This is a genomic window from Pseudotabrizicola alkalilacus (assembly GCF_003443995.1).
Taxonomy (GTDB): Bacteria; Pseudomonadota; Alphaproteobacteria; order Rhodobacterales; family Rhodobacteraceae; genus Pseudotabrizicola; species Pseudotabrizicola alkalilacus.
On record NZ_QWEY01000005.1, the window covers coordinates 1 to 23,356 of the forward strand.

General features: G+C 58.7%; 11 protein-coding genes and 1 tRNA gene. 8 read left to right on the forward strand and 4 right to left on the reverse strand.

Annotated elements, in window-relative coordinates:
• The first annotated feature begins 80 nt into the window (after positions 1-80).
• A tRNA-Met gene (locus tag D1012_RS10300) sits at positions 81-157 on the forward strand.
• Positions 158-312: 155 nt separating this feature from the next.
• Here the strand turns inward: D1012_RS10300 and D1012_RS10305 are convergent.
• Together D1012_RS10305 and D1012_RS10310 are read right to left on the reverse strand one after the other, a co-directional pair.
• Complete coding sequence (locus D1012_RS10305) at positions 313-3,738, reverse strand: tetratricopeptide repeat protein (RefSeq protein ID WP_118151851.1); 3,426 nt, start codon at positions 3,736-3,738, stop codon at positions 313-315.
• A 156-nt stretch (positions 3,739-3,894) separates the two neighbouring features.
• On the reverse strand, positions 3,895-4,116 hold the full coding sequence (locus tag D1012_RS10310) for a hypothetical protein (protein WP_118151853.1): 222 nt from the start codon (positions 4,114-4,116) through the stop codon (positions 3,895-3,897).
• 10 nt (positions 4,117-4,126) lie between these two features.
• Between D1012_RS10310 and D1012_RS10315 the strand changes: the two genes are divergently transcribed.
• From D1012_RS10315 to D1012_RS10325, 3 genes are all read left to right on the forward strand, one after another.
• Positions 4,127-4,582: an exodeoxyribonuclease VII large subunit gene (locus D1012_RS10315; RefSeq protein ID WP_118151855.1), complete on the forward strand. Its 456-nt coding sequence runs from the start codon at positions 4,127-4,129 to the stop codon at positions 4,580-4,582.
• 285 nt (positions 4,583-4,867) lie between these two features.
• The gene (locus tag D1012_RS10320) at positions 4,868-6,535 is read left to right on the forward strand and encodes a DUF262 domain-containing protein (RefSeq protein ID WP_118151857.1); all 1,668 of its coding nucleotides are present in this window, start codon (positions 4,868-4,870) and stop codon (positions 6,533-6,535) included.
• Between the two features lie 441 nt (positions 6,536-6,976).
• The gene (locus tag D1012_RS10325) at positions 6,977-7,525 is read left to right on the forward strand and encodes an LOTUS domain-containing protein (RefSeq protein ID WP_147335667.1); all 549 of its coding nucleotides are present in this window, start codon (positions 6,977-6,979) and stop codon (positions 7,523-7,525) included.
• Between the two features lie 289 nt (positions 7,526-7,814).
• Here D1012_RS10325 and D1012_RS10330 read toward each other — a convergent pair whose 3' ends face one another.
• Positions 7,815-11,540, reverse strand: coding sequence for an AAA family ATPase (locus tag D1012_RS10330; RefSeq protein ID WP_118151861.1), 3,726 nt, complete (start codon positions 11,538-11,540; stop codon positions 7,815-7,817).
• A gap of 3 nt (positions 11,541-11,543) precedes the next feature.
• Complete coding sequence (locus tag D1012_RS10335; protein ID WP_118151863.1) at positions 11,544-12,764, reverse strand: exonuclease SbcCD subunit D; 1,221 nt, start codon at positions 12,762-12,764, stop codon at positions 11,544-11,546.
• A gap of 123 nt (positions 12,765-12,887) precedes the next feature.
• Between D1012_RS10335 and D1012_RS10340 the strand changes: the two genes are divergently transcribed.
• Genes D1012_RS10340 through D1012_RS10355 form a run of 4 tightly spaced genes read left to right on the forward strand, consistent with a single transcriptional unit; the run spans position 12,888 to position 23,237 of the window.
• Positions 12,888-13,787 (forward strand): BrxR family helix-turn-helix transcriptional regulator, encoded by a 900-nt coding sequence (locus tag D1012_RS10340; RefSeq protein WP_118151866.1) that lies wholly within the window; start codon positions 12,888-12,890, stop codon positions 13,785-13,787.
• A complete protein-coding gene (locus D1012_RS10345) occupies positions 13,784-14,056 on the forward strand; it encodes a BrxA family protein (protein WP_118151868.1) in 273 nt (90 codons plus the stop codon). The genes D1012_RS10340 and D1012_RS10345 overlap by 4 nt, the downstream gene beginning before the upstream one ends.
• Positions 14,053-17,190, forward strand: a complete 3,138-nt coding sequence (locus D1012_RS22420) for an STY4851/ECs_5259 family protein (protein WP_147335668.1) — start codon at positions 14,053-14,055, stop codon at positions 17,188-17,190. Before D1012_RS10345 ends, D1012_RS22420 begins: the two co-directional genes overlap by 4 nt.
• A complete protein-coding gene (locus D1012_RS10355; protein ID WP_118151872.1) occupies positions 17,187-23,237 on the forward strand; it encodes a DEAD/DEAH box helicase in 6,051 nt (2,016 codons plus the stop codon). The genes D1012_RS22420 and D1012_RS10355 overlap by 4 nt, the downstream gene beginning before the upstream one ends.
• The last annotated feature ends 119 nt before the right edge of the window (positions 23,238-23,356 follow it).

Here is a 23,356-nt window from a genome sequence, read left to right on the forward strand (position 1 = left end):
TCACCGCCAAACCTAAAAAGAGACACATAACTCTCAATACGATACAAATACCCGATCGCACAAAATGCCCTCGGACCGGACGCGGGGTGGAGCAGCCCGGTAGCTCGTCAGGCTCATAACCTGAAGGCCGCAGGTTCAAATCCTGCCCCCGCAACCAAAATATCTAACCTTTCCAAATGGTTAGAATCCGACTAAAACACTTGTGTATAGCACCTGCTGTTTTACCTCAACGCCACCTCAACGTTTGACGAGGCCCCCCTAAAAAGCGGGGGCTTTTTGCGGTCTTCTAGTAGTTGCCTTAGCCCCCAAAAATCACTCCGTGAGAAGTTGAAGTTCGGCGAATACGGCGGTGGCCTGTTCTCGCACCTTCGGTTGGAGCGTTTTAGCGTAATCCATTCCCTTCTCGATGAATCTCTGAGCTTCCGCCAGGTGTCCAGTCTCAATCAATGTTCTAGCCAAACTGTGTAGAGAAACGCAGTAATTCCATTGGCTGTCTGGCGTGCCTAGCCGCGTGGCTAAATCATGAGATATCTCAACAACCTCCCGGCAGGCCAATACCGCTGCTTCCAGATCGTCGATCTCGACTGCCACATCGCGAAGGCGATCGAGCGCGGCTATAAGGTCGTGATAACTTTGGGGTGTTTGCAGATCCTCTGCCAAGCTTCGCGTTATCTCAAGACCCTCCTGCCAAGCCTCCACAGCTGCCAGCGGATCACCCAATTTCATCGCGGCATCGCCCACCATATTCAGTGAAACTGCCAGACTGCGTAGGCTCCCGGGTGTTTGCAAATACGCCGAAAGAGCTCGACTGATTTCCAATCCCTGTTGCCACGCTGATCTGGCACTTTCGAAATCATCCGCCTTCATGGCCGCATGACCCAACCGATTCAACGTAGTAGCAAGATCATTGAGGCTTTCGTGTGTTTGCAGGCGCGTGACCAAGTCGTGTTGGATGTCTGAGGCCTGGTGCCAAGCAGTTCTGGCTGATTCCACATCCCCAAGAGCTAAAGCAGCATCGCCTGTGTTGATAAGCGCGAGCGAAAAGTTGCGCATGTATCCGGGCGTCATGAACGTCGTGGCTAGATCGCGTGCGACAGATAACTCCTCTTGCCAGACCGCTGCAGCTGCGTGCGGATCGCCCATCGACATTGCGCCCTTCCCGACCTTTGACAGCGCAGCCGCCAAATCATTCTTGCTGCGAGGTGTTTGCAAGCGCTCGGCTAAACTGCGCCGAATGTCCAATGCCTCCTGCCATGCGGCTGCAGTTTTCGTCATGTCGCCAGCAGCCTCGGATGCATCGCCGATCTTCGTCAATACAATCGATAAATCTCGTAGGCTTTCCGGTGTTCCCATTCGCTCGACCATATCGCGCGAGATCAATAGTGCCTCTTGCCAATGTAATGCGGAAGACGAAACTTCACCTACCACCATAGCCGCATCGCCGACTTTCGTCAGCGCGATGGACAAATCACGAAGACTTTCAGGCGACTGCAATTGCGTGGCCAAATTCCGTCTGATCTCCAAGCACTCCTTCCATGCTATTGCCGCCGCTGGCAGATCACCTGCCGACCCCGCGACATCGCCGTTCTTGATCAGCGAGACTGAGACCGCGCGCAGATTTTCTACCGTCTGCGACAGCGCGGCCGTCTCGCGCCTTATATCCAGACTTTCGTGCCAATGCTTAGATGCTTGCGCTAGATCGCCCGAAGCAAATAACGCCTCGGCAGTATCATCCAGCATGATCGCCAGATTGTTACGGCTTTCTGACGTTTTCAGCCGGATCTCCAAATTGCGTGCGATGGTCAATCCCTCACGCCAAGCCGCGATTGCCCCCTTTAAATTACCATAAGCGCTGGCAGCGCGACCGGTTTTATTCAGTGCAGCGGCCAGATACCGCAAGTTCTCCGGCGTCTGGTCCTGCGCAGCACTGCGTGCGCGATCCAAAGAACCTTCTAAGACTGTTAGCGCCTTTTCATTTTCGCCTTCAGCTATAAAGAGATCCGTCACGGCGGATATCGCCCAGATGTCTAGGGCGCGACTCTCCGGAGGGGTGGAGAGGAAAAGTTTGTAAAAGCGATCCGCTACGGCAACGGCCGCGGTGTAGGCATACCGCTTCTGTTCGATTTTAATAACCATCTCTAGTGCGATCAATGCGACGGCGGGTGAGCTGTTCGCAAAAGCTTCTGCCGCGAGCCCCAAGGTCATTACGGACCCGTCAATATCGTCAACGGCTTCAACATCAATGTCTCTAATGCGCTCGAGCAGAATGTCTTGCAAAGCCGTTGTCAGGGCCGCCGTGTCACTCAGTCCCTTCAGGGAACGGCGGCGTTTCTCGGCTACAAGGTAGAACAGACGTTCCGAAAACTCAGCAATGCTGGCCTGATGGCGGACAGACACCATGCTGAACGGATCGCTCGCCTCCTTCAAGGCTGCGGAACGGTCGCCCGAAAGGCATGCCTTGGCCAGATCGTTCACGATAGCAGAGACAAAGCGCATGCCTTGCAGACTGGCAAGGCAGATCGCCTCCTGCACCTCGACCGGGGCATTGCGCAGGCGACGCATGACGACTTTGAAGATGTCTTGCGTCTCTTCCAGCGCTTCGCGCAGACCGTCTTCGGTCAGGGCGTTGGCAGTGTCGTAGTCTTCGAAGAACTCTTCGTTTTCACGCAGGAAGGCGATGATCTGTTCCAGATGGCGGGGGTTGCCGCCCGCATGATTCAGTAGGGCTGCGGCCTGATCCGGCAGAAGACCTGGCTGTGCTTCCGTCAAGGCATCGGAAAGGTCAGGAACTGGCGCGAGATCAATTTCGACCGTGTTCTTGTCGGTCAGGTATCCACCTGGCAACCCGGCAACCGGGCCGTTTTCATGTGGCGGCCGGGTTCTTGCATGGTGAAGTACGCCCGCGAAAGAGCATTCGGTTGGCATGAACTCGGGAGAGAGGTCTCGCTTCCAGTGGGTGACGATGACCATCAGCGGCCACCTCTGGGTCATTACCATATGCAGCAGCTTTTCACAGAAATCGGCGAGACCAGGATCTTCGGGAGTGAACTGGGCATCGTCGATCAGAATGACGGCAGGCGTCTTGGCAAAGCCAAGCGAGCGGGTGTTGAGGACGGTTTCAAGGTCTTCTAGGATAGTGTCAACGCGGTTGATCGACTTCTTGTTGATCTCGCCCAAGGCGGATGTTCGTGTCTGATCCAGCGTTCCACGCAGGATCTGGACAGTCTTGAACAGACCTTCGCCGACGGACATGACCGTATCATAGCCCGACCAACTGGCGGCCTCTCCCTTGGCCACGTCCCGCCAGACGCTGAGAAGTGCCTTGCCGCTCTTGATTGCCCGCGCCTTGACGGTCAGCGCGACAAGATGCGGAGCGAGGAACCTGTCGTAGGATGCGATCGCATCCCCGGAAATGCGGTTCTCGGTCCCGGGGTCGGCGGCACGGATACCCCACCACAAGAAGGGCAGGGACTGATCATAGCGACATGCGTATGGGTCGGGATTGACGTCACTGCTACGGTCAAAAATCCCTGACGAATCCGGCCAGTATCCATCGGGGCCCTTGGCATCGACGTTCTCACTGAGCCAACGATAGAACTCGAGGGCAAGGCGTGTCTTTCCGACCCCGCGCTCGGCCTTCAGGATCACCAGCTGGGGCGCAGGCGCCGCAATGTCGCTGGCGAGTTTCCAGCGCGAAATCAGCTCATTAAGTTCGTCAACCCGGCCGCAAAAACGCATGAGAAACTCCGCACTGAAACTTGCCCGTACCGTAAGTGGGATAGTTTAGCGAAGCAACGGCATCACTACATGGATTCGAACCCGTGTTCGGAATAGTCCTTAGCGCCTCGGTCGAACCAATGGCTTGTAAAAATCCCAAATTTAACGGCTTGGCCTTCACCGGCAGACCCGCGCTTGGTCGCGCAAAACGGCATAATCGTTGAGCATCCTGATCACGACCGCACCTTCTGGCATTGCTTCGATCTCGGCTGCAGCAACGTCTTGATCCGCCACGCTGTATTCCACCACGGGCGGGCAAGTTTGCCGTGGGTCAAAACTGCCCATCGCGCATGCGCTGAGCCAAAGCATCGCGATCAGCGGGGCGGCGGCTGGCAGCATCCAGCATCCGATGGAACTCTTGCGCCCGCGTCTGCCCGAAAGCCTGCCGCACAACCGGCTGCCGGAGGCCAAGGGCCGTGTCACCGTCACCGGCCTCGTCATCACCCACCAACGCCCGGGCACCGCCTCCGGCGTGATCTTTCTGACGCTGGAGGATGAGACCGGCACCGCTAATATCGTGGTCTGGAAAAAGGTCTACGAGACCTTCCGCAAAGCAGTGATCGCCGGTCGCCTCGTCCGCGTGCACGGCCGGATCGAACGCGACGGTCCGGTCATCCATCTGATCGCAGAACATGTCGAGGATGTATCGCCGCTGTTGGCCACCCTCGGCCGTCCGGTGATTATTCCGTCAAACGACGGGCGGGCGGATGAGACGAAACGGCCTGTCGGTGGCAGCGTCAGATCAACCGCCCGCCACCCGCGCGAACAGGCCAAAAAGCTGTTCCCGAGCCGGGATTTTCATTAGAGGGAAAAGGCAATCGAATGACGCGAAGGGCGGAAACCTGCCTTTCGGCACTGCTGCATGGCAGCTGCTGAAGCCCGGTTAAGCGGTCGTTCACCCTATGGATGAATGAACCACCCCGGGTCTACCGGAGGGCAATTCTCCGAGAGCTTTGCCCTCCGGTAAACCCGAGGTGGTTCAATACAGAGCGTCAATCAATGCCACATTATCACTCGCCTCGGGCCTTTCATTGAACGATAGTTCGCAAAAGGCGATTCACGCCAAGCAACACTAAGGGGAAATTACTGCATGATTCTGCCAAGTCCGACGCATTCGAACTACACCAATCTTCTGACGGACATCGAACGGGGCCAGATCAAGATACCGCAGTTCCAGCGTGATTTCGTTTGGACCATGCAGAAGTCAGCTGCGCTACTTGACAGCATCATCAAGGGTTACCCTGTCGGAACCTTCATATTTTGGTCAACGAAGGACCGGCTTCGCAGCGTCCGTGACCTCGGCAACACGCCGCTGCCGGAGCCGAAGGACGGCGAAACCGTATCCTTTGTGCTTGATGGCCAACAGCGCCTCACCAGCCTCTATGCGTCGTTGCGCGGTATCAAAGTGGAGCGCAACTCGGGCAAGACCGACGATTTCGCCGACATGTTCATCAATCTCGACGCCGACGAGGACGACCAGATCGTTGTCTCCGAGGTCGCTGATTTGGCAGACGGGACATGGATTAGACTGCGCGACCTGATCCATGGCAGTTTTCAGCAGCTCGTGGCCTACCCGGCGCACTATCATGAGAAACTTTCTGAATACCGGCGCCGGATCGAGTCTTACGACTTTTCGATCATCCTCGTGAAAGACGTGCCGATCGACGTCGCGACCGAAATCTTCACGCGCATAAATGTGGGCGGCAAGCCGCTCAGCGTGTTCGAAATCATGGTGGCGAAAACCTATGACGAGCCACGCGAATTTGATCTGGCCGAAAAATTCGAAGAGCTGGTCGCTAGGCTCGAACCCCTTGACTATGAGACAATTTCGGATTCGACGCTGCTGCAGCTGGTATCGCTGATCCTGACAAAGGACTGCAAGAAGCAGACGATCCTCAAGCTCGGCAAGACCGCCTTCGTCGACGCTTGGCCGCGCGCGGTCGATGCGTTTGAGCGTGCCGTGGAGTTCTTCCGCAACAGCTATCGCATCCCGGTGTCGCAACTGCTGCCTTACAATACGCTCTTGGTGCCGTTCGCCTATTTCTTCTACCACCACCCGGACAAGCCGTCCGCTGAACAGCGCCCGCTACTGGAGGATTTCTTCTGGCGCTGCTCGCTTGGCGGGCGCTACTCGTCATCCGTCGAAAGCAAGCTTGGACAGGACGTGCGTCGAATTGATCACATTCTCGACGACAAATCACCCGACTATGACTGGGCGGTGGACATCTCGCCCGACTTCCTGCTCGAAAACGGTTGGTTCAACACCGGCCGCAGCTCAATTAAGGCGATCCTGTGCCTTTACGCCTTCCACCAGCCAAAATCGTTCAGTGACAATTCCATTGTCAGCATCCGCAATTACTGGCTGAAACAGGCGAACAGCAAAAATTATCACCACTTCTTCCCACGTGCCTATCTTGGAAAGAAGAATATCGAGGAATGGCGGATCAACAACATCCTCAACATCACCATCGTGGATGACTATCTGAACAAGCGGGAAATTCGCGCCAAGCCGCCCGCAACCTACATGAAGACTTTCAAGAAATCGAATAAGGCACTGGCAACGACAATGGAGTCGCATCTGGTTGGTGATCTGGATGAGTTCGGAGTGTGGGAAAACGATTATGACACGTTTCTCGCAGGCCGCGCGAGGCTGGTCAGCGAGGAACTTGGCAAGCGGATCATCAACCGACAGATTGACACCGATGGCCAGCCCGCGCGAGATGACGATTACGAGGAGGAAGCGGTCGCGTTCGAGTGAGCGGCGGCTTCATCCAAATGAATAGAAATTTGCATGTTCACTGGCGCGCCTTGCGACACAAAGAGAAACTATTTTTGAAACACGTCATTCCGGATCCTCGCCGGATCAGGCTTTTGGGTGGGGGAAAGATCCGGTCGGTCTGGTGGAGTTGCTAACGTTTTTGGGTTGGCCAAAGGTCCGTTCAATCGTATCCATCCGGTGAAGGCCGTCGGGGTTCAGGTCTGACGGTCGCGTTCCATGGCGATCAGTTCACGAAGGTTTTCGACACCGAACGGGGTAAAGGTGCCTTTTGCGGTTGCAGGCCCATGAACTTCTGATGAAGGCCATCACCATATCGCAGCAGCTTTCGTCACCCATCGCCGACATTGAAGAAATCCTGGCCAACCGCGTTGCTGAGACCAAACGGAAAACAATGGGGGGCTAGTCAATGAAATGCTCGGCATGTTCCTTGTTCCCGAGGGGCAGAAGGCCCCGCCCGAAGAGATCACCGATGCAGCTTCCGTCGCGTTCAGGGTTTACCTTGCATTCTTCACCGAGGAATTCGCACGCATCTCGGGCGAACACCGCGACCTCGTCTTGCTCCGCAATAATCTTGTCCATCAATTTCTCAAGCAAGAAGATCTGCGGACCGTGGAGGGCTGTCTGACTGCGCAGCGAACCCTGACCCAAGCTTTGAAGCGCATCAGTTTTGCATATGATGGACTACGCGGGTGGGTCCTCGAAAAGGAACATGCGCGCCAAGCCTTTATGGACCAGCTTGCCCTGCCTGACCTGCAAAACTTTCTCGTTCATTGTCGTATACCTTGGCACCTGGCAACGATAACCACTGCTTTGAATGAGGCTTCGGTGGCATTGGCGAAGGGCGATTGGACGCCAGTCGACGCAGCTGCCAACTGGATCGCCGAACGCCACCCTGAGGAGCAGCCAGGGGGTTATGGATGCCGGACGTGGAGACAAGTGATCCATGAAGCGGGGCAGTTTGACCTCTAGGTGCGCAAGGTCTATGGCCGCCGAGAGGCGTGGTTTCGCCTCCGCAGTCAGGAGGCAGTGCACGTCTGAGGCTGCCCAGTCAACCAGATGCTCACCCGGAAGCAGTCGATACTATGATAAGTTAAAGGGCGCTGCGGCGAGGCCGGGGGGCGAGATTCGGTCAGAGAACTCAAATTGTCGCAACCGATGGGCAAGGGCGGTGCTGAGCAAACTGCTGCAATTGCAGGGCCTGGAACCGTTTATTGACAGGCAGCTCTAACGCGTCACACATATCCAGAATCGGCCCGCATCAAACCAAGCCGTTGATCTCGACAACACTCTTGCCGCCACCCTGTTTGCGCACCGCAATCCGGGTCGGGATACGCTCTTTCATGGCTTCGACATGGCTGATCACGCCGACCTGTCTGCCTTGGGACTGCAAACTTTCCAGTGCGTCTATCGCCAAATCGAGGCTCACCGCATCAAGCGAGCCAAAGCCTTCATCGATGAACAGCGTGGCGACGAGCCCGCCCTTGCCGCCCATGCGCGACAACGCAAGGGCGAGGGCAAGTGACACAAGGAACCGCTCTCCGCCCGAAAGGCTGCGGGTGGCGCGCGCCTCGTCGCCCATGTCGCGATCCACGACCTGAAGAGCCAGATCGGCGGCGCGGCGCAGACGGTAGCGCGGGTTCAGGTGGGAGAGGTGGTGGTTGGCGTGATCGACCAGAACCTCTAGTGTGATGGACTGCGCGACCCGCGCGAACCGGTCGCCATTGCGCGAGCCAACGGCGTGGTTCACCGCCTGCCACACGTCCAGTTCTGCGCGGGCCGTGCCGATCTTCGCCTCCAGCCCGGCAAGACTTTCCCGGGTGGCAGTGTCCCGCCGGAACTCTTCCTGAATGGCCCCTGTCCTCTGGGCCCGGGTGGTAATTGCGGCTTCGAGCGTGGCGAGCGCGTCCGCCAAGGCCTCTGAGGGTTCTTCCGGAAGGCCTGCGGCGAGGGCAGCATCAAAGTCGAGTTGGCGCGAGGCACGGGTGGCCCGGGCCGCTGTCACCGCATCGTCGAGAGTCCGGAGCCGACGGCGCAAAGCCTCAACCTCTGCGACCGGCTGGGCAAACAGCGCATCGAGATCGCCTGCGGCCATATCGGTGCATGCCAGTGCTTCGGTGAGGATCGCCTGCGCCACGTCGCGCGCCTGTTCTGCACCGGCCATCTCGGCCAAAGCCGCCTCAGCGCGGGCGATTGCCGCAGCCGCGGTGCTCGCGGCGGTGGCATGCGTCTTGGACGCCGTATCCTGTGCGGTCGATGCCTCTTTGCGAGCGTCGTTGTGACGGGTGCGGTGTTGCGACGTGGGCTCACCGTCCAGCAAGGGCGCGCGTTCGTCCCTCAAAGCCTCGAGATCCGCATGACGGATTGCGACGGCGTCCTGCAAGCGCCGAGCCTGCGCGTCCGCGGTGTCGACCCTGCTTTGCGCGGTGGCGATCCGCGGCGCGAGGGTCACGATGCGGTCTGTGGCCAAGTCGCGGGCGTTTCGCAGATCGACGACACGGGCCACCCTGCGCGACAGCCGTGCCGTCAGGTCGGGGTCGTCAAGCGCATTGGCGGGCTCGCTCAGGCTTTCCAGCAGCGGCGTCAGTGCCAACGCCTGACGACGGGCCTGTTCCTGCGCCACCTCTGCCGCACGCCGGGCCAGCGCGTAGAGGTTGCGGGCCGTGGAAAGCTTGGTGGTCAGGCGATCCCGCGTTTCGGTCTGACCTGACAGTGCGGCGCGCAGGACGTCGCGGCGGGCACCGAGATCACCCAGATCCTTGCGCAGTCCGGTCAGTTCTGACTGTGTCGCGGCTTCGGCCGTCTGGGCGGCGGCGATGTCATCGGCAACGGCGGACAGATGGGCTGGGTCGTCACCCGGCAGGTCAGGCAGAGCCGGGCACTGGCGTATGGCAAGTGCCCTTGCACGTGCGCCGTTCCATTGCGCCAGAGTGGTCGTGAGGCGGGCGGTTGCTTTTTCGGCAATTGCCTTGGCCTGATCGGCCATACCCTGGGCGCGGTCCTGCGCCCGCAGAATAGCGGCCTGCCTGGTGCGGCTCGCCTCAGCCGTTTGCCGTGCTGTCGCCAGATCGCTGCGCAACTGCGCGGCAAGCTCTGCCAGAGCGGCGTCGGCATGGGTTGGATGATCGACCGATCCGCACACCGGGCATGGGGCGCCGGGTTCGAGCCGCAGCCGCAGATCGCGGGCGGCATCCGATGCGGCCAGACCGGCCCGTTCAGTGGGGGCCGTCAGGGCAACCACTTGCGCCTCGGCCTGCAACAGCGCCAATGTCGCCGCAGCATGATCTTGCTGCGAGGTTGCGGCGTCCCGTGCGGCGGCCACCCCGACCGTGGTGGCGTCGGCAAGGTCTGCCCGCGCCGCGCCATGGTCCGCTTCCGCCCGGGCCATGCCCGCGATAGCCGACGCGAGCTCGGCAAGTTCGGTGCCCCGCGCGGCGGGGTGGGCGGCCTCGGTCTCGGCGATCCGGGTCGCTAGGGCGGCACCGTGCCGGACGAGATCTGCCTCAGTGGCACGGTCCAATTCGGTGCGGGTTGCGACATCAGCAAGGTCCCTAATTAGCCGGTCGACCTCGGCCTCATGGGTGGCGGCCTCGGTCTCTGCTTTGTCAAAGGCGCGGCGGGCTTCGGCGTGGTCCGCGATACGCTGTGCGATCTGCCGCCAGTCATCGGCCAGGGTAGCGTCTGGGGTTAGATCGACGAGACTGGCGTTAGCGTCGTTCCGGAGAGTGTCGCTGGTGGTTTCCTCAAGCTGCAGCGCCTCGAGCACTCGACGCTCGGTGATGGCGGTTTCGCCTTGCGTGTCCGCCTGCGCCTGTGCGGCGGCAAGTTCGGACATGGCCGAAACGATGCGGCTGTCGAGTTCGGCGGCCCGGTCCCAGATCGGGGCGAATGCCTTGAAAGCAGCCTCTGTCGCGGCAAGATCAAGAGCGGCCTGCAACGCGAGATCATGGAGGTGCCGAGCCTGCTCAGCGGCGAGGGTCGCGGTCTCGTTGGCCGGGCCAACTTCGTCAGCCGCATTCTGCAGTCGCCTTCCGGCCTCCTGAGCCGACTGCCATGGTGCGCGCAGCGATGTGGCGCTGTCGATGCGGGACAGCGAAGCGCGTGCCTCGGCCGCTTGCCCCTGTTCGGACAGCGCGCGGGTTTCCTCCGCGACGGCCAGCGCCAGCTGGCGCGTCGCCTCGGCGTGGCGCGCATGACGCTCGAGCGCCGCCTTCACCGCCCTGGCCTGTTCGCCATCCTGCCGATTGGCGTCGTTCAGGGCGAGCAGTTCGGCCTGCATCGCGTTGCGGGCCTCTTCCGACAAGAGCTCATGTGCGGCCCGCTGTTGCGTCAATGCGTCGTGAGTATGACGCGCAGCCTCGGTCCGCTCGAAGATGCGGGCCGAGACCGCGCGATAAAGTCCGGTGCCAGTGACCTTTTCCAACAGTCCAGCACGGTCGTTGGTATCAGCGCGCAGGAAGGCGTCGAAATCGCCCTGCGCCAGCAGGACAGTGCGGCGGAATTCGTCATAGGAAAACCCGGTCAGTGCCTCGATCTGCTCGGTCACTGCAGTGGTCTGGCTGGCCAGAATTAACCCGTCCGAGACCCTTGCCACCGAACGCGACACGTTCTGGAGCCGCCCATCGGCCTTGTCGCGGGCACGCCGGGTTTGCCAACGCGCGATATAGTCTTTTCCGTCGCGCGCGGTAAACCGGACCTCGGCCCAGCCTTGTGCGGCACCCCGGCGCAGGATGGCTCGGGAATCTTTAGCCTTGATCGCCTCGCCTGAAGGATCGGGAACCTCGTCTGCGACGGCACCCCCGGCAAGGCGGGGCGCATCGCCATAAAGCGCCAGACACATGGCATCAAGGATTGACGATTTCCCCGCGCCAGTTTCGCCGGTGATGGCAAACAGCCCCGAACCTGCCAAGGGTTGGGTGGTAAAGTCGATGCAAAACGGCTGGGCAAGGCTTGCGATATTCTCGCCCGAGATGGAAAGGATACGCATGGCTCAAACCTCGGACAAAGCGTCGCGAAACGCGGCAAGATGGGCGGCATCGGGGGCCAGCCCATGGATCTGCTGATAGGCAGTCTGGAACAGATCCTCGGGCGTGGTCTGGGCCAGACTTGGCGGTGGGCCTTGGGGCACAGTCGCCGCATGGGGCCGGGTGATCGACAGGCCCGCCAGCCGAAATGGCTGTCCTTCGATCAAGGCTTCAACTTCTGCTGCCAGTTGCGGCGCCGGGCGATCCGCCAAGAGTGATAGATAGACAAAGGGCTGCGCGTCCCGGGGTGTGTCGGTTGGCAGGCTCAGGGCCGCCAAACCCGCCGCAACCTCGGCCAGCGGGGCGCTGCCGCGTGCTGGCAGGCGGTGCATGGCAACTGGCCGGGGCAGGGGGATGTGGCGGGGGGCAAAGCCTTGATCCAGATCCAGCAGCGTCACACCATGGTCATAAGCGATCTCAGTTGCCGACAAGGGAAAGGGTGAGCCGGAATAGCGCACGCGACCCCCATCAAGCGATTGCGGGCGATGCAGGTGGCCAAGTGCCACATAGGACAAGGCGGGAGGAAAGACTTCGGGGGGCACTGCATGTTCACCGCCAATCAGGATGCGCCGTTCCGCCCCTTCGGATTCAAGGCCGCCTGCACAGGTCAGATGACCCATGGCAAGGATGGGCAGGCCACCGGCGCGGGCAATAGCGGCCTTTGTCATCGTCAGATGCAGTGCGCGTGCCGCGGCGGTTACGGCAGGCTCTGGCCCACCCTCAGCGCCCAACGGCAGCCCCGGCAGATCGGCTTGCCGCAGGAATGGCACGGCCAGAACATAGGCGCGTGGAGCACCCGCTGCGTCGTGCAGGGCGATCAAGTGGCGGTCCATATCTACACCCGACGCGTTGCGTCGCAAGGTGCCAAGGACATGCACGCCAAGGGCGTTCAGCACCGCCTCTGGCGCTTCCAGCCGTTGGGCAGGATCGTGGTTGCCTGCCGTCAGCACGATTTGCAGCCGAGGATTGACCTGGAGAAATCCCGCGATGGCCGTGTAAAGCAGTCGCTGCGCCTCACCAGATGGGTTGATCCCGTCAAACACATCGCCCGCCACCAGCAGCACATCGACGCACTCTGCCTTAATCACATCGCACAGCGTGGTCAGAAAGGCGCGGTGTTCGTGATCGCGGGTCCAGCCGTTCAGGGTCTGGCCAATGTGCCAATCGGCGGTGTGCAGGATACGCATGTTATCTCCGTCGGATTGGGGGAATCGCTGATTGACACTGATCTGTATTTAGGGATATAAAGTATACGGGATGCCTGAGTATGTCCATATACTTTTTATGCCTGTCTGGAGGAGTTCTATGCGATGCTGAAGTGGGGTGTTGAGCGGCGGCTGGAGTTCATCGAATTTCGGCTGTTTTGGGAGGGCGGGGTAAACCGCGCCGACCTGATCGACATGTTTGGTGTGTCGGTGCCGCAAGCCTCAAAGGACCTTACTCTTTACCAGGAACGGGCACCACAGAACGCGGTCTATGACAAAAGCGCCAAGCGCTATGTTGCGGGCCCAGGTTTTACACCAGTGTTCCTAGATCCCGATCCCGATGCTTATCTGCTGCGACTCAGATCCTTTACAGAGGGTTTTGCCGAAGCGGGGGCAAACTGGCTTGGGCTTGCACCCTCGGCAGATGTGGCACTGACGCCGCGTCGCAAGGTGGATGTTGGCGTTTTGCGATCAGTCTTGGCGGCGGTGCGCGACGGCAGGTCTCTGAACATTCACTATCAATCCATGAGCCGCGATCGCCCTGACCCGGTCTGGCGGCGCATCACCCCGCATGCCTTTGGCTATGACGGGTTTCGCTGGCATGCCCGCGCATGGTGCCATGAGACTTCGAAGTTCAAGGATTTCCTGCTGCCTAGAGTCCTTGGCGTTGATGCACCGGAGGATCCGGGTGTCGATGGGGCGCAAGACAGCCTCTGGCATGAAACTTTTGATATTGTGATCGTGCCGCACCCTGATCTTTCGGTTGGGCAGCAGGCTGTGGTGGCAAAAGACTATGGCATGACGGACGGTAAGGCGCGGCTGACTGTGCGCTATGCAATGCTGTTTTATGTGCTCAAGCGTCTTGGTCTGCTGAACGCCGCCCGACGCCAAGATCCCCGGACTCAGCACATCGTCGCATCAAATGCCGCCGACCTTGCCGCAGCCTTAGAGCGCGCGCAGTTCGAATTCGACGGGGCGGGCCCAGAAGCCGAGACGCGCCCATGACGCGGGCAGCACAGACCAAATACCGGATGTCGTTCAGCGTCGGTGGGCTGATGGTCAGAGAAGGCATGGCCTTGGCGCAAGAGTGTCGTTTGGGTGAAACCTGGGCCGAGGCGCGCGAGCGCCTGCTGTCCGAGGGCGCGTCTTCGCTTCCAAAGTTGGCATCACAGACCCGAGTGTTGCGTGAAGTCTTTGATCGGATCGGGCATCTGACCGAAGCAGAGCGCAGTTCATTTGACTCGATCTTGCTAAAAGGAAGGAAGTTAGATTGACGGGCCGGAATATTCGATCGAGTTTTCATAGAGAAGCGTTTTTTGCGGCGCGTGGCTTGGCCGGCCCGGATGGTCGTGCGATGCACCTTTATCGTTGCGATGACGCAGAGTTTTCAGAGGCTGGATTTTTGCTCTCCAATCAAATTTCGTCGGGAGCTGTTGAGGATTACACCGCGCAGTGGTTTGTTCTTTGGGCCTCTGAACGTATTCGGAGATTTTATGCGGAAGGCGGCCTTAGCTGGGAGTTTGTCTTTGATGGTCTGGGCCGTATGCCTGATCGCACCACTGCCGTGACACTTACCGAGCGTGGGCTGAAACTATGGAAGCGCCAGCTGCGCTGGAACCCTCAGCGCAGCTCACGGCTTTTTCTTTATTCCCTCATGGCTGAAGGCGGGTTGCCAGATGCTCTATTGGCTAAGGGAAGCGGATACAGTTCAGCAGTTCTTGGTGCCATTTCCGATATCGAAGTTATGGGCAACGCAGATGTCTTGGCCATAGCTAGACGTTGGCTTGGTGGTTTGCCGAGTATTTTTCAAAATGACGATACGGCAATGTTGCTGGCCGAACTGGCACAGGCGATCGTTGAATTGCGGTCGGTAGTTCCTGAGGGGATAGCCGGGACTGCCGTTGAAGCGTGGTTGAACGTCAACCGGCCAAGCTGGGCGGCATCGCTGCCCTTGCGTCTCTCCGAGGCTGCGCGGCTCGCCATACTGAGGCCCGCCCTATCTGATAGAAGCGAGCGGCCTTCCTCGGTTGGGGCCCTGTCACAACGCCTCTTGCGCCGTCGAGCTGATGGCAAGGGTTGGGCAGGCTCGATCCGTATCCGTGACGGCATGATCATCCCGTTTTCCACCTTGCCAACCGGCGTCGAGCAAAAAACCTTGCGATTGGTGTCCGAAACAGGGCCAGTGTTCCGTGCGGTTCCAGATACTGCGGGATGGCGAGTTTCTGGACCAAGGCCGCTTACTGTGCTGGCACTAGATCCCGATAGGTCTTGCATGATGACGGCTCATGCAGATGGGGCTCAGGTTGGCGAGATGGTGATTGATCTTGGTTTGCCCTCAACCGACGAAGCAGTTTCACTTTGGCGCTTGGACCCTAATGGGGGATCTGAGGAAAATCTGGTCCCGGCTTCTTCTTCGCGCACGCGCGGGGATAAACTTTGGCTCCTTGCTCCGCTGGATTTATTGCCGCACGTATCGGAGGGTCTGGAGATCGGCGCGCCAGACGCTGCGCCAGGCGGGCAGTTGTGGGCTCTTTCTGGCGCTGGGAACGTGCGCTGTGGGCAGAGTAACTTGCAGATTGAAACCGCCAGCGAAGCATATGAATCTGACGAAGCCATGCTCTTACCTCTGGCTAGTTTATTTTCTGCTTGGGGCAGCGATGACGGTCTTTCAGTTTTTAGTGGAGACATACGTTTCCTCGGTATCCAAGGAGCAATGCCCGGCAAAGATGTAACGCGTCAGTCACACTGGAGATCAATGCGCCGCATTTTGGGCGGGCAGATTGTCGAATGGCACAGCGAATATGGCGAGATCCGCGCCTCGGTCGGTCTGGTTCATCTGCCAGCCGCTTTGTCGGCTAAAATTCGCGAAATCGAAGCCGGGCTGGCTGTCATCATAGTCTCAGGTCTTCCGGAAGGTTGGATTGCCTCTGCAACGGCTGCTGGGCTGAAAGCTCACGCGGAAAAGCTGAATGGCGGTTGCCGCATCGTATTGGATGCACGTAAATGCCTTCCAGCCACTGTCGTTCTTAGCTTTTCAGAGCCAAAGAGTGGCAAGACTTTGCGACTTTCGGCGCCTTGGCCTTCGCGTGACCCTTTCCTGATCAGTCCCGAGGGTGAGCGGTTGCTGGATAATCGTGTTATCTCATTACCAAAGCTGATGGGCTGGCGTGGCATGCTTCCTGCGTCAGGCGGTGCGCTTCAGTTGCAGCTCGCGGCTCGCAGTAAGGCCATAGGGTTCGGCACCGGCGGCATGCAGCGGCTTTCGGCGTGGACGGGTTTGGTATCGCAAGCCATGGCATTGGCAGGTGCGGATGGCCGGTTGAATCTACGTCTCGTCAAAGGCGGCGAGACTCCACGACTCGAAATCGGTGCCTACGACTGGGATGCGCAATTGAGAGGTGACTTGTTGCCGCTTGGGGCGGGGACAGTCACACTGAAGGCAATCACCCTGTCAGAACCCTTCGTCCATCGCGAGACTGAAGCAAAAGGGCCGTTCGATCTGTCGCATTGGTTGGGCGACGTGGCACAATTGTGGTTCATCCAAGGCCGTGATGAAAAAGGAGTTATGCGGTCTGTCGCATGGTCATCGCGCAAAGCAAGAAGAACAAACCGTCCGCAACGCATCGCAGGCTATCAAGAAGAGTTCAGAGCCATGCTGGTCGAGGTGGATCATCCCGGGTGGGGCAGATTGATCCAGTTGATACGGTTGGCGCAGCAGGCTGGCGCGTGCGGTGCGCTAGATCAGGTTCAGGCCCTACCTGGCGTGCCCGCCATAGCGATAGTGCTTTTGTTCCGCATGAAACCCGAAGAGGTTGCTTCAACTTTGGATCTCGAAGGTGGATCTCCTTTTTGGTGGCCACTTATTTCAGTGAAGGAGTGGTCGCAAGCCCTACAATACGTGCGGAGCTATCAAATGAGGATGCTTTCTCAGGCAGGGATCATTGGCCAGGACGCTGAAGCTTCGGTAGAAACAGGCATCTTGCGAAGAGTGGCCACTATCCTGCTGCACCGCCCTGAACTGAAGGCGCATTTTGGCTTTGCATTGCTGACTTTAGGCCTCCCTGTAGTGGTGACACTGGCCACCGGCGTGACGCCCTTGTTGGTGTCCAATCCGGGCGTTCGTCTTGTGGAAGCCGCCCGCCAGCTGGCAGCGCGTGCTCCTGAGATTCCTCATGGCGTGGGCGATTTGAAGGTGCAGAAAATTGACATTCCTGTAGGCTTCTCTGACAGTCTGCGCCCCATTCTGGATGCGCCGCTGATGGTGGCGGAAATCGCGACTGAGCCAAGCTTGATTACTGAACCGCAGAAAATTCTTCAATTTCTGGCGCTGCGGCATGCTGATCCTGCGTGGTTCGATGTTGCGTTACCTCTGGCCCTGCAAATCGCCAATCTGAAGGATGACCGATGATATCTGCGACAAACACCTCGAACCTTTCCGTAGCCTTGTCGCGCATGACGCACCGCTCAGCCTCTGGCATTGTTTCGCGGGCGCGCATCGCGGATCTGGGCCTTAATGCGGCGCTTTTGCAAAGGCTCTCGGTTGCGCCAGGACACGCAGAATCGCTTCTGGCAGACCCGGTTTTTGAGACAGCAAAGCTGTGGAAACCCGCAGCCGAGACTTTGGGTGAACTTTCCGGCACGTTGTTGGATCCTCTTTTGGTCACAGCTTTGGATCAAGCCCCCAAGTATCGTATGGAAAAAGGACTTAAGCCATATGCTCACCAGATGGCCGCTTGGCGCGCGAGCCTTGTAGATGAACAGTCGGTTCTTATCACCTCAGGCACAGGGTCGGGTAAGACCGAGTGCTTCCTGATCCCGATCTTGAATGATCTGTTGGTGCGCACGCGCCCGGGTGGCGGTGTGCAGGCGATCCTACTTTATCCACTCAATGCTCTGATAGAAAGCCAGCGAGAACGTCTTATGACCTGGGCCGAGGGGCTGGGTGGACGAGTTCGCTTTGCACTTTACAATGGCGATACGCCCCAAACTGCCCGAAAGGCAGGCGAACAATCCAGCAAATGCGAATTGAAGAACCGCAAGGATATTCGCGAAACGCCCCCCGATATTCTTGTGACCAATATCACCATGTTGGAATATCTGCTGCTGCGCACTCAGGATCGTCAGATATTGAACGCATCCCAGGGTGCGCTGCGATGGATCGTGCTGGATGAAGCGCATTCCTATGTCGGGTCACAAGCGGCCGAGATGGCTTTGCTGCTGCGCCGCGTGCGTGCATCGTTCGGGGTGACCCCGCAGGAAGTGCGGCTGATGGCAACCTCAGCTACCATCGGCGGCGAAAGCAACGCGTTGGAAAAATTGCGCGAATTCGCAGCCGCATTGGCAGGGCAGTCGGTTGATCGTATCGCGGTAATCGAGGGGCAGGAGGATCGCCTGATCCTGACCGACCCGGGTGACGATCTGCCGCTGGAAACGTCAGCGCTTCAAGGGCAGACAGCCGAGACCCTTTGGTCGATTTTGGCACCGCATCCAAAGCTCCAGACGTTGCTACAGAACATGGGCTCGACGAGCCTTGGTTTGGGAGAAATTTCGCAGATATTGTTCGGGGTTTCGACGCGCAAAGAAGACGCACAGGTGGTACTGGACTGCGCGGCGCGCGCTGAAAAGGCGGGCCGCCACCTGTTGCCATGGCGCGCACACGTGTTTCACCGCGCTCAGGGCGGCGTTTTCGCCTGCATTAACGCTGCGTGTTCGAATAGAGACGCAGAGTTGACAGCAGGCTGCGGCACTTGGCCTTTTGGGGCGCTGCATCTTGATCCGCGCCCGCAATGTGTGTGTGGCGCGCCGGTTTTCGAGGTGGTGTCATGTGCCTCTTGTGGAAAGCCTCATCTACAAGCGGTGCTGATTTCGGGCGCCCAACCGCGTTTTGAACTGCCGGAAACTCAGGAGGGGGACGATTTTGCACTGGATGCCGAACCTCAAGATGAGGACGATCAAGCGTCGGCACAGGCACTTTTAACGCGTGCAGGGGAAGATGGCTATCTCGCCTGGGTCGCCCAAGGAAGCGCTGAGATTTATGAAAACGGGCCACCCTCACAGGCGCAATCCTGGCAGGTCGGCGTGATAGAGCGTCCTGACGCGCGTAACTGCTGCGCCGATGCAGACAGAACTCGCCTCCAGGAATTGCGCTTTGGTCCAAACTTTTTTCTTGGCAACGCGTTGCCGCAGGCGCTCGAAGATCTGGCACCGGCTCAGGACAAGCTCGGTTTGCCAGCAGGAGGACGACGCGCGATCAGCTTCACAGACAGTCGGCAGGGAGTCGCAAGGCTCGCCGCAAAGCTGCAGCAAGACGCGGAACGAACGCTAACGCGCTCTTTCTTATGGCATGCTGTGCAGGAAAAGCAGAGCTGTGGCGATCCAACGGAGGTCGCTACCCTGCAACGAAATATTGAGAGGTTCCGCGCGATTGATGCGGACGGTCTCGCCGAACAGATTATTGACACAGAGCAGAAGCTTGCACGCCTTGTTGGGTCTGTTTCGGAGCCGATTGCTTGGCCTGTGCTGATACGACGCTTTTCTGAACATGAGGAGTTGCGATCTTTCGCCGGCGAGATATGGCAAAGCCGCAAGCTAGGAGGTCGACTGGGTGGCAATTCACTCGAATTGGCGCAGATGTTTGTGCTGCGTGAACTGTTCCGTCGTCCAAAGGTGCAGAACAACCCCGAAACTATGGGCTTTGTTCGGCTTGTCTTTCCGGCGCTTGAGCGAGCAGTAAGAAGCGGCAACGTCCCGACACCTTTGGCGCAGGTTGGTGTGGATCGGCAGGGCTGGCTTGGACTGCTGCTTGCGTCAGTGGATTCGGTGTTTCGCGATCGGTTGGCAAGTCAGATCCCAGAATGGATGGTGCCGATCGTCTCCCCTCGATTTGGCAAATTAAATGTTATCATGTCGCGGCAGAATATGCGGGACGGAACCACTGAAAGAACCGCAAGTTTCTGGCCGGGACCGACTTGGACGACGAAGCAGTCGCGGGTTCAGGCATTGGTCTACGGCCTGATCAATGGCACCCCCGACAATCCGCAGGATCAGGACTATGCTGCTGAAATCCTGGATGAGATGTGGGTGTTGATCACGCGGCATGTCGCACGCGACACGGGTGCGGGGCGTTGGCAACTAGACTTTGAGAAGGCCGCAGTTGCCAAACTTGATCGTGCTTGGGTCTGTCCAATAACCCGGCGGCCCTATGGCTGGTCGGTTGCCGCTCGCAGTCCCTATGATGTGAAACGCAAGATGGATGAGGTGCGGTTTCCTGATCTGCCGATTGCCAATGCTGGAGGGCTGGTAGAGTCGGATCAAAAGGCACTAAGCGAGTGGGTCGAAACTGATCCCCAGATTGCAGAGCTGCGGGTGCGTGGCCTGTGGAGCGATTTGCATGACCGCATTGCGACTTATCCTTCCTTCCTGCGGTCGCAAGAGCATTCGGCACAGATCGAACGGCCGGTTCTCAAAAGCTACGAAGACAAATTCAATGCAGGTAGAATTAATCTGTTGAACTGCTCTACCACTATGGAAATGGGTGTGGACCTCAAGGCAGTGCAATTGGTGGTCAATGCAAACGTGCCACCCGCTTTGTCAAACTACCGTCAGCGGGTGGGTCGTGCAGGCCGCCAGCGCGAGGCATGGGCCTTTGGTTTGACTTTCTGCCGCGATCTACCCTTGGATCGGCAGGTCTTTTTTGCGCCGAAAGCCTTCCTTTCGCGACCGATCACGGCACCCAAGGTTTGGCTGGAAAGTCCTCAGCTAGTGCAGCGTCATGTTAATGCTGCATTTTTGGCACATTGGATGGCGGCTTTCGGTGGCACGAATATCAAGGCGAGCAGTGGCTCGTTTTTTGGCGCGGTAGATGATCTGGATGCTCCACAATCAGAGGCCGCAGCGGATAAGTTCTTGAGCGACCTGCGTGGCGAATGGGCAAAGTCAGTTGCAATTGTGGAGATGCTGTCTCCGCTTGTCACCGGCACCGCCTTGGAAGGGGACACTGCCGATCAGATGGTCGATCGCAGCGCCATCGCGCTGGAGCAGTTCATTTCCAGTTGGCGCCGCGAATATCGCGCGCTGTTGGCCAACAGTGACGGCGCAACAGAGGAAGAGGTTTCTCAGGCCTTTGCTTTGCGTGCCAAACGCATGGCGGGCGAATTTCTGCTTGGAGACTTGGCGCGTCGCGGGTTTACCCCGGCTTATGGATTTGCAACTGATGTGGTGACCTTCGATCCGCTGATTTCAGGGCATACCGATGATCGGCTGGAGATCAGTTACACCAAGCGTTCGGGTGCTTCGCGAGAGCTGCACCTAGCAATCCGAGAATATGCGCCGGGCAGTGAGGTCGTGATTGACGGCCTTGTCTATCAAAGCGAGGGCATTAGACCCGCATGGGGGGCGGACGCTGATGTTTCAAAGTTGGAGGACATGCTCGATCTGTGGGAATGCAAAAGCTGCCACGATTTCGGCATATCAAAGGGCGAACCTCTGACCATTTGTCGTTGTGGTTCGTCAGACATCAGGCGGACAAAAATCTTACGACCAACGGGCTTTCTGACCCGAAAAAGGCCCCATACCGGCTACGAGGCCTTGGCGCGCGCGCCTTTCGAACCGGCTCGGGTCTCGAGCGGAGCAGCCAGTTGGATCGCGCTACCGGATCCGTCGATTGGTCGGTATCGCCATGATCCCGCCGGGCTTGTTGTCTCGCTGTCGGGTGGAAAGCTTGGGGGCGGTTTTGCACTTTGCCTTTGCTGTGGTCGGGCCGAGCCAATGGCCTCACCGGAACAAGGTCTTAGGGCGGAAATTCCATCTGCGATCCTTCGCCACTTTCCGCTGGCGCGAAGCAGCGCAACCAAACTGACTCATGACGGCCACTGTCCCGGCGGATATACTGAGCCGCATAGGATCCAACGGCATATTCATCTTGCACAAAATGCTTTCACCGATGTCTTCGAGCTTCAGCTTCCGGCAACTGCAACCGAGGCCACTGGTCTTGCTTTTGCAGCGGCAGTGCGAGAAGCGCTGGCCGAACGTTTGGGCGTCGAAAGCGGGGAGATCGGTGTTAGCGTGGGTCCAAGCTTGGGCGCTTCGGGCGAGGTGCGGGTATCGGCTTGGCTGCACGACCGCGCTGCTGGAGGGGCCGGGCTGGTCGCCAGACTGACAGAGGCCGAAATGCTTCAGGCAATGATTGCCCGTGCGGAAAAGTTGCTGTCGTGCCAAGCAGAGTGTTCGCGCGGCTGTCCGTCCTGCATTCTGCAACCCGACCTTAGCCAGCGGGATATCCGTCTGGATCGTCCGGGTGCGCTGGACCTTGTTAGGTTTCTCATCTCGCATCTAGCCCTACCGCCCCAGTTGCAGGTTTTCGGTGACGGGACGCAAAGGATCGGTCAGCCAGTTATTGAACGGATCGAGAGGTTTGCGCGCTCGGGAGTGCTGCAAAGGCTGCACCTTTATCTGCACGGCACGCCAACAGATTGGGATCTTTCTGCTTGGGCAGCCTCCAAACGTTTTGCTCGACTTCGGGATGCTGGTGTAGCGATTGACGTGTATATCGAAACCCGAGCCTTGACCCATGCAGGGCTAGATCTTGCTGTGAAGCTGTCACTTTATCGGCTGGCTGAGGTCGCGCGAATTCATCACCTTCCGGAGCTACCACATGCCGGCGGACTCTCGGTGGTGGCGACCCTCGACACGAGATCGATTTCTGAAAGTTGTGCAGCAGCAAGCAACGGCGAGGCGACCCCTGGTCCGGATTGGGGGATGGGGAAAGGTGCGCCACTGGTTATAGGGCCTATGCAGGCACCGATGAGCAATGCTGTTCTGTCGCTAGAGCGGGTGATGGAGCTTGGAACGGGAAGTGGCAGAATACTGACCCCAGGTGCTGCGCTGGACGGCTCGGTCAAGGGGTTTGGGCAACGATTTTGGCGGTGGCTTTCAGGTCAGGCCCCGCTTGACCTTGCCGCGTTCCAAAGCTGTGGCGTCCGCGCCGTAAGCTATTCTGATCGCTATCTGCTGACGCCGATGACCATGCTGCTGGCTGCGGAAGTTATTCGTGCCGTTCCGGGTGGAAAATCGGCTTCTGTCCGCGTGGATCTTGCACCTAGTGACGGGCGTCGCATTCAGCGCGACTTGCCCAGGGTTCATGATGCTTTTGACAACGACTTGCGGCGTGTTGAGGTGTTGGAGGCTTTGTTGCCCACGTCAAAAGTGAGCTTGGCGCAACATCGCAACGATCTGCCACATCGCCGCGAGATGCGCCTTACGCTTGCTGACGGGCGGGAGTTCCGTTTGCTTTTGGATCAAGGTTTTGGTGCGTGGCGAGCGATTTCAACAACCAGTTACCGAGAGCTTATTCATGATTGGGATGCCTCTGGGGCGATTCAGGCCTCGGCTCTGAACGGTGCGGGCTTTTCAGTTTCGGGTGGTGATGAACCGATCATCTGGGGAAAGGCGCCATGACAAAGGGTCAGCCGCGTCCAACTGTGGGCACTATTAGCCTTGAGGAAGGGAAGCTTGCATGATTAATTTCGCCAGACATGCTTTGTTGACAGCTGTGGAGTATTGGTTGGGAGAGGTTC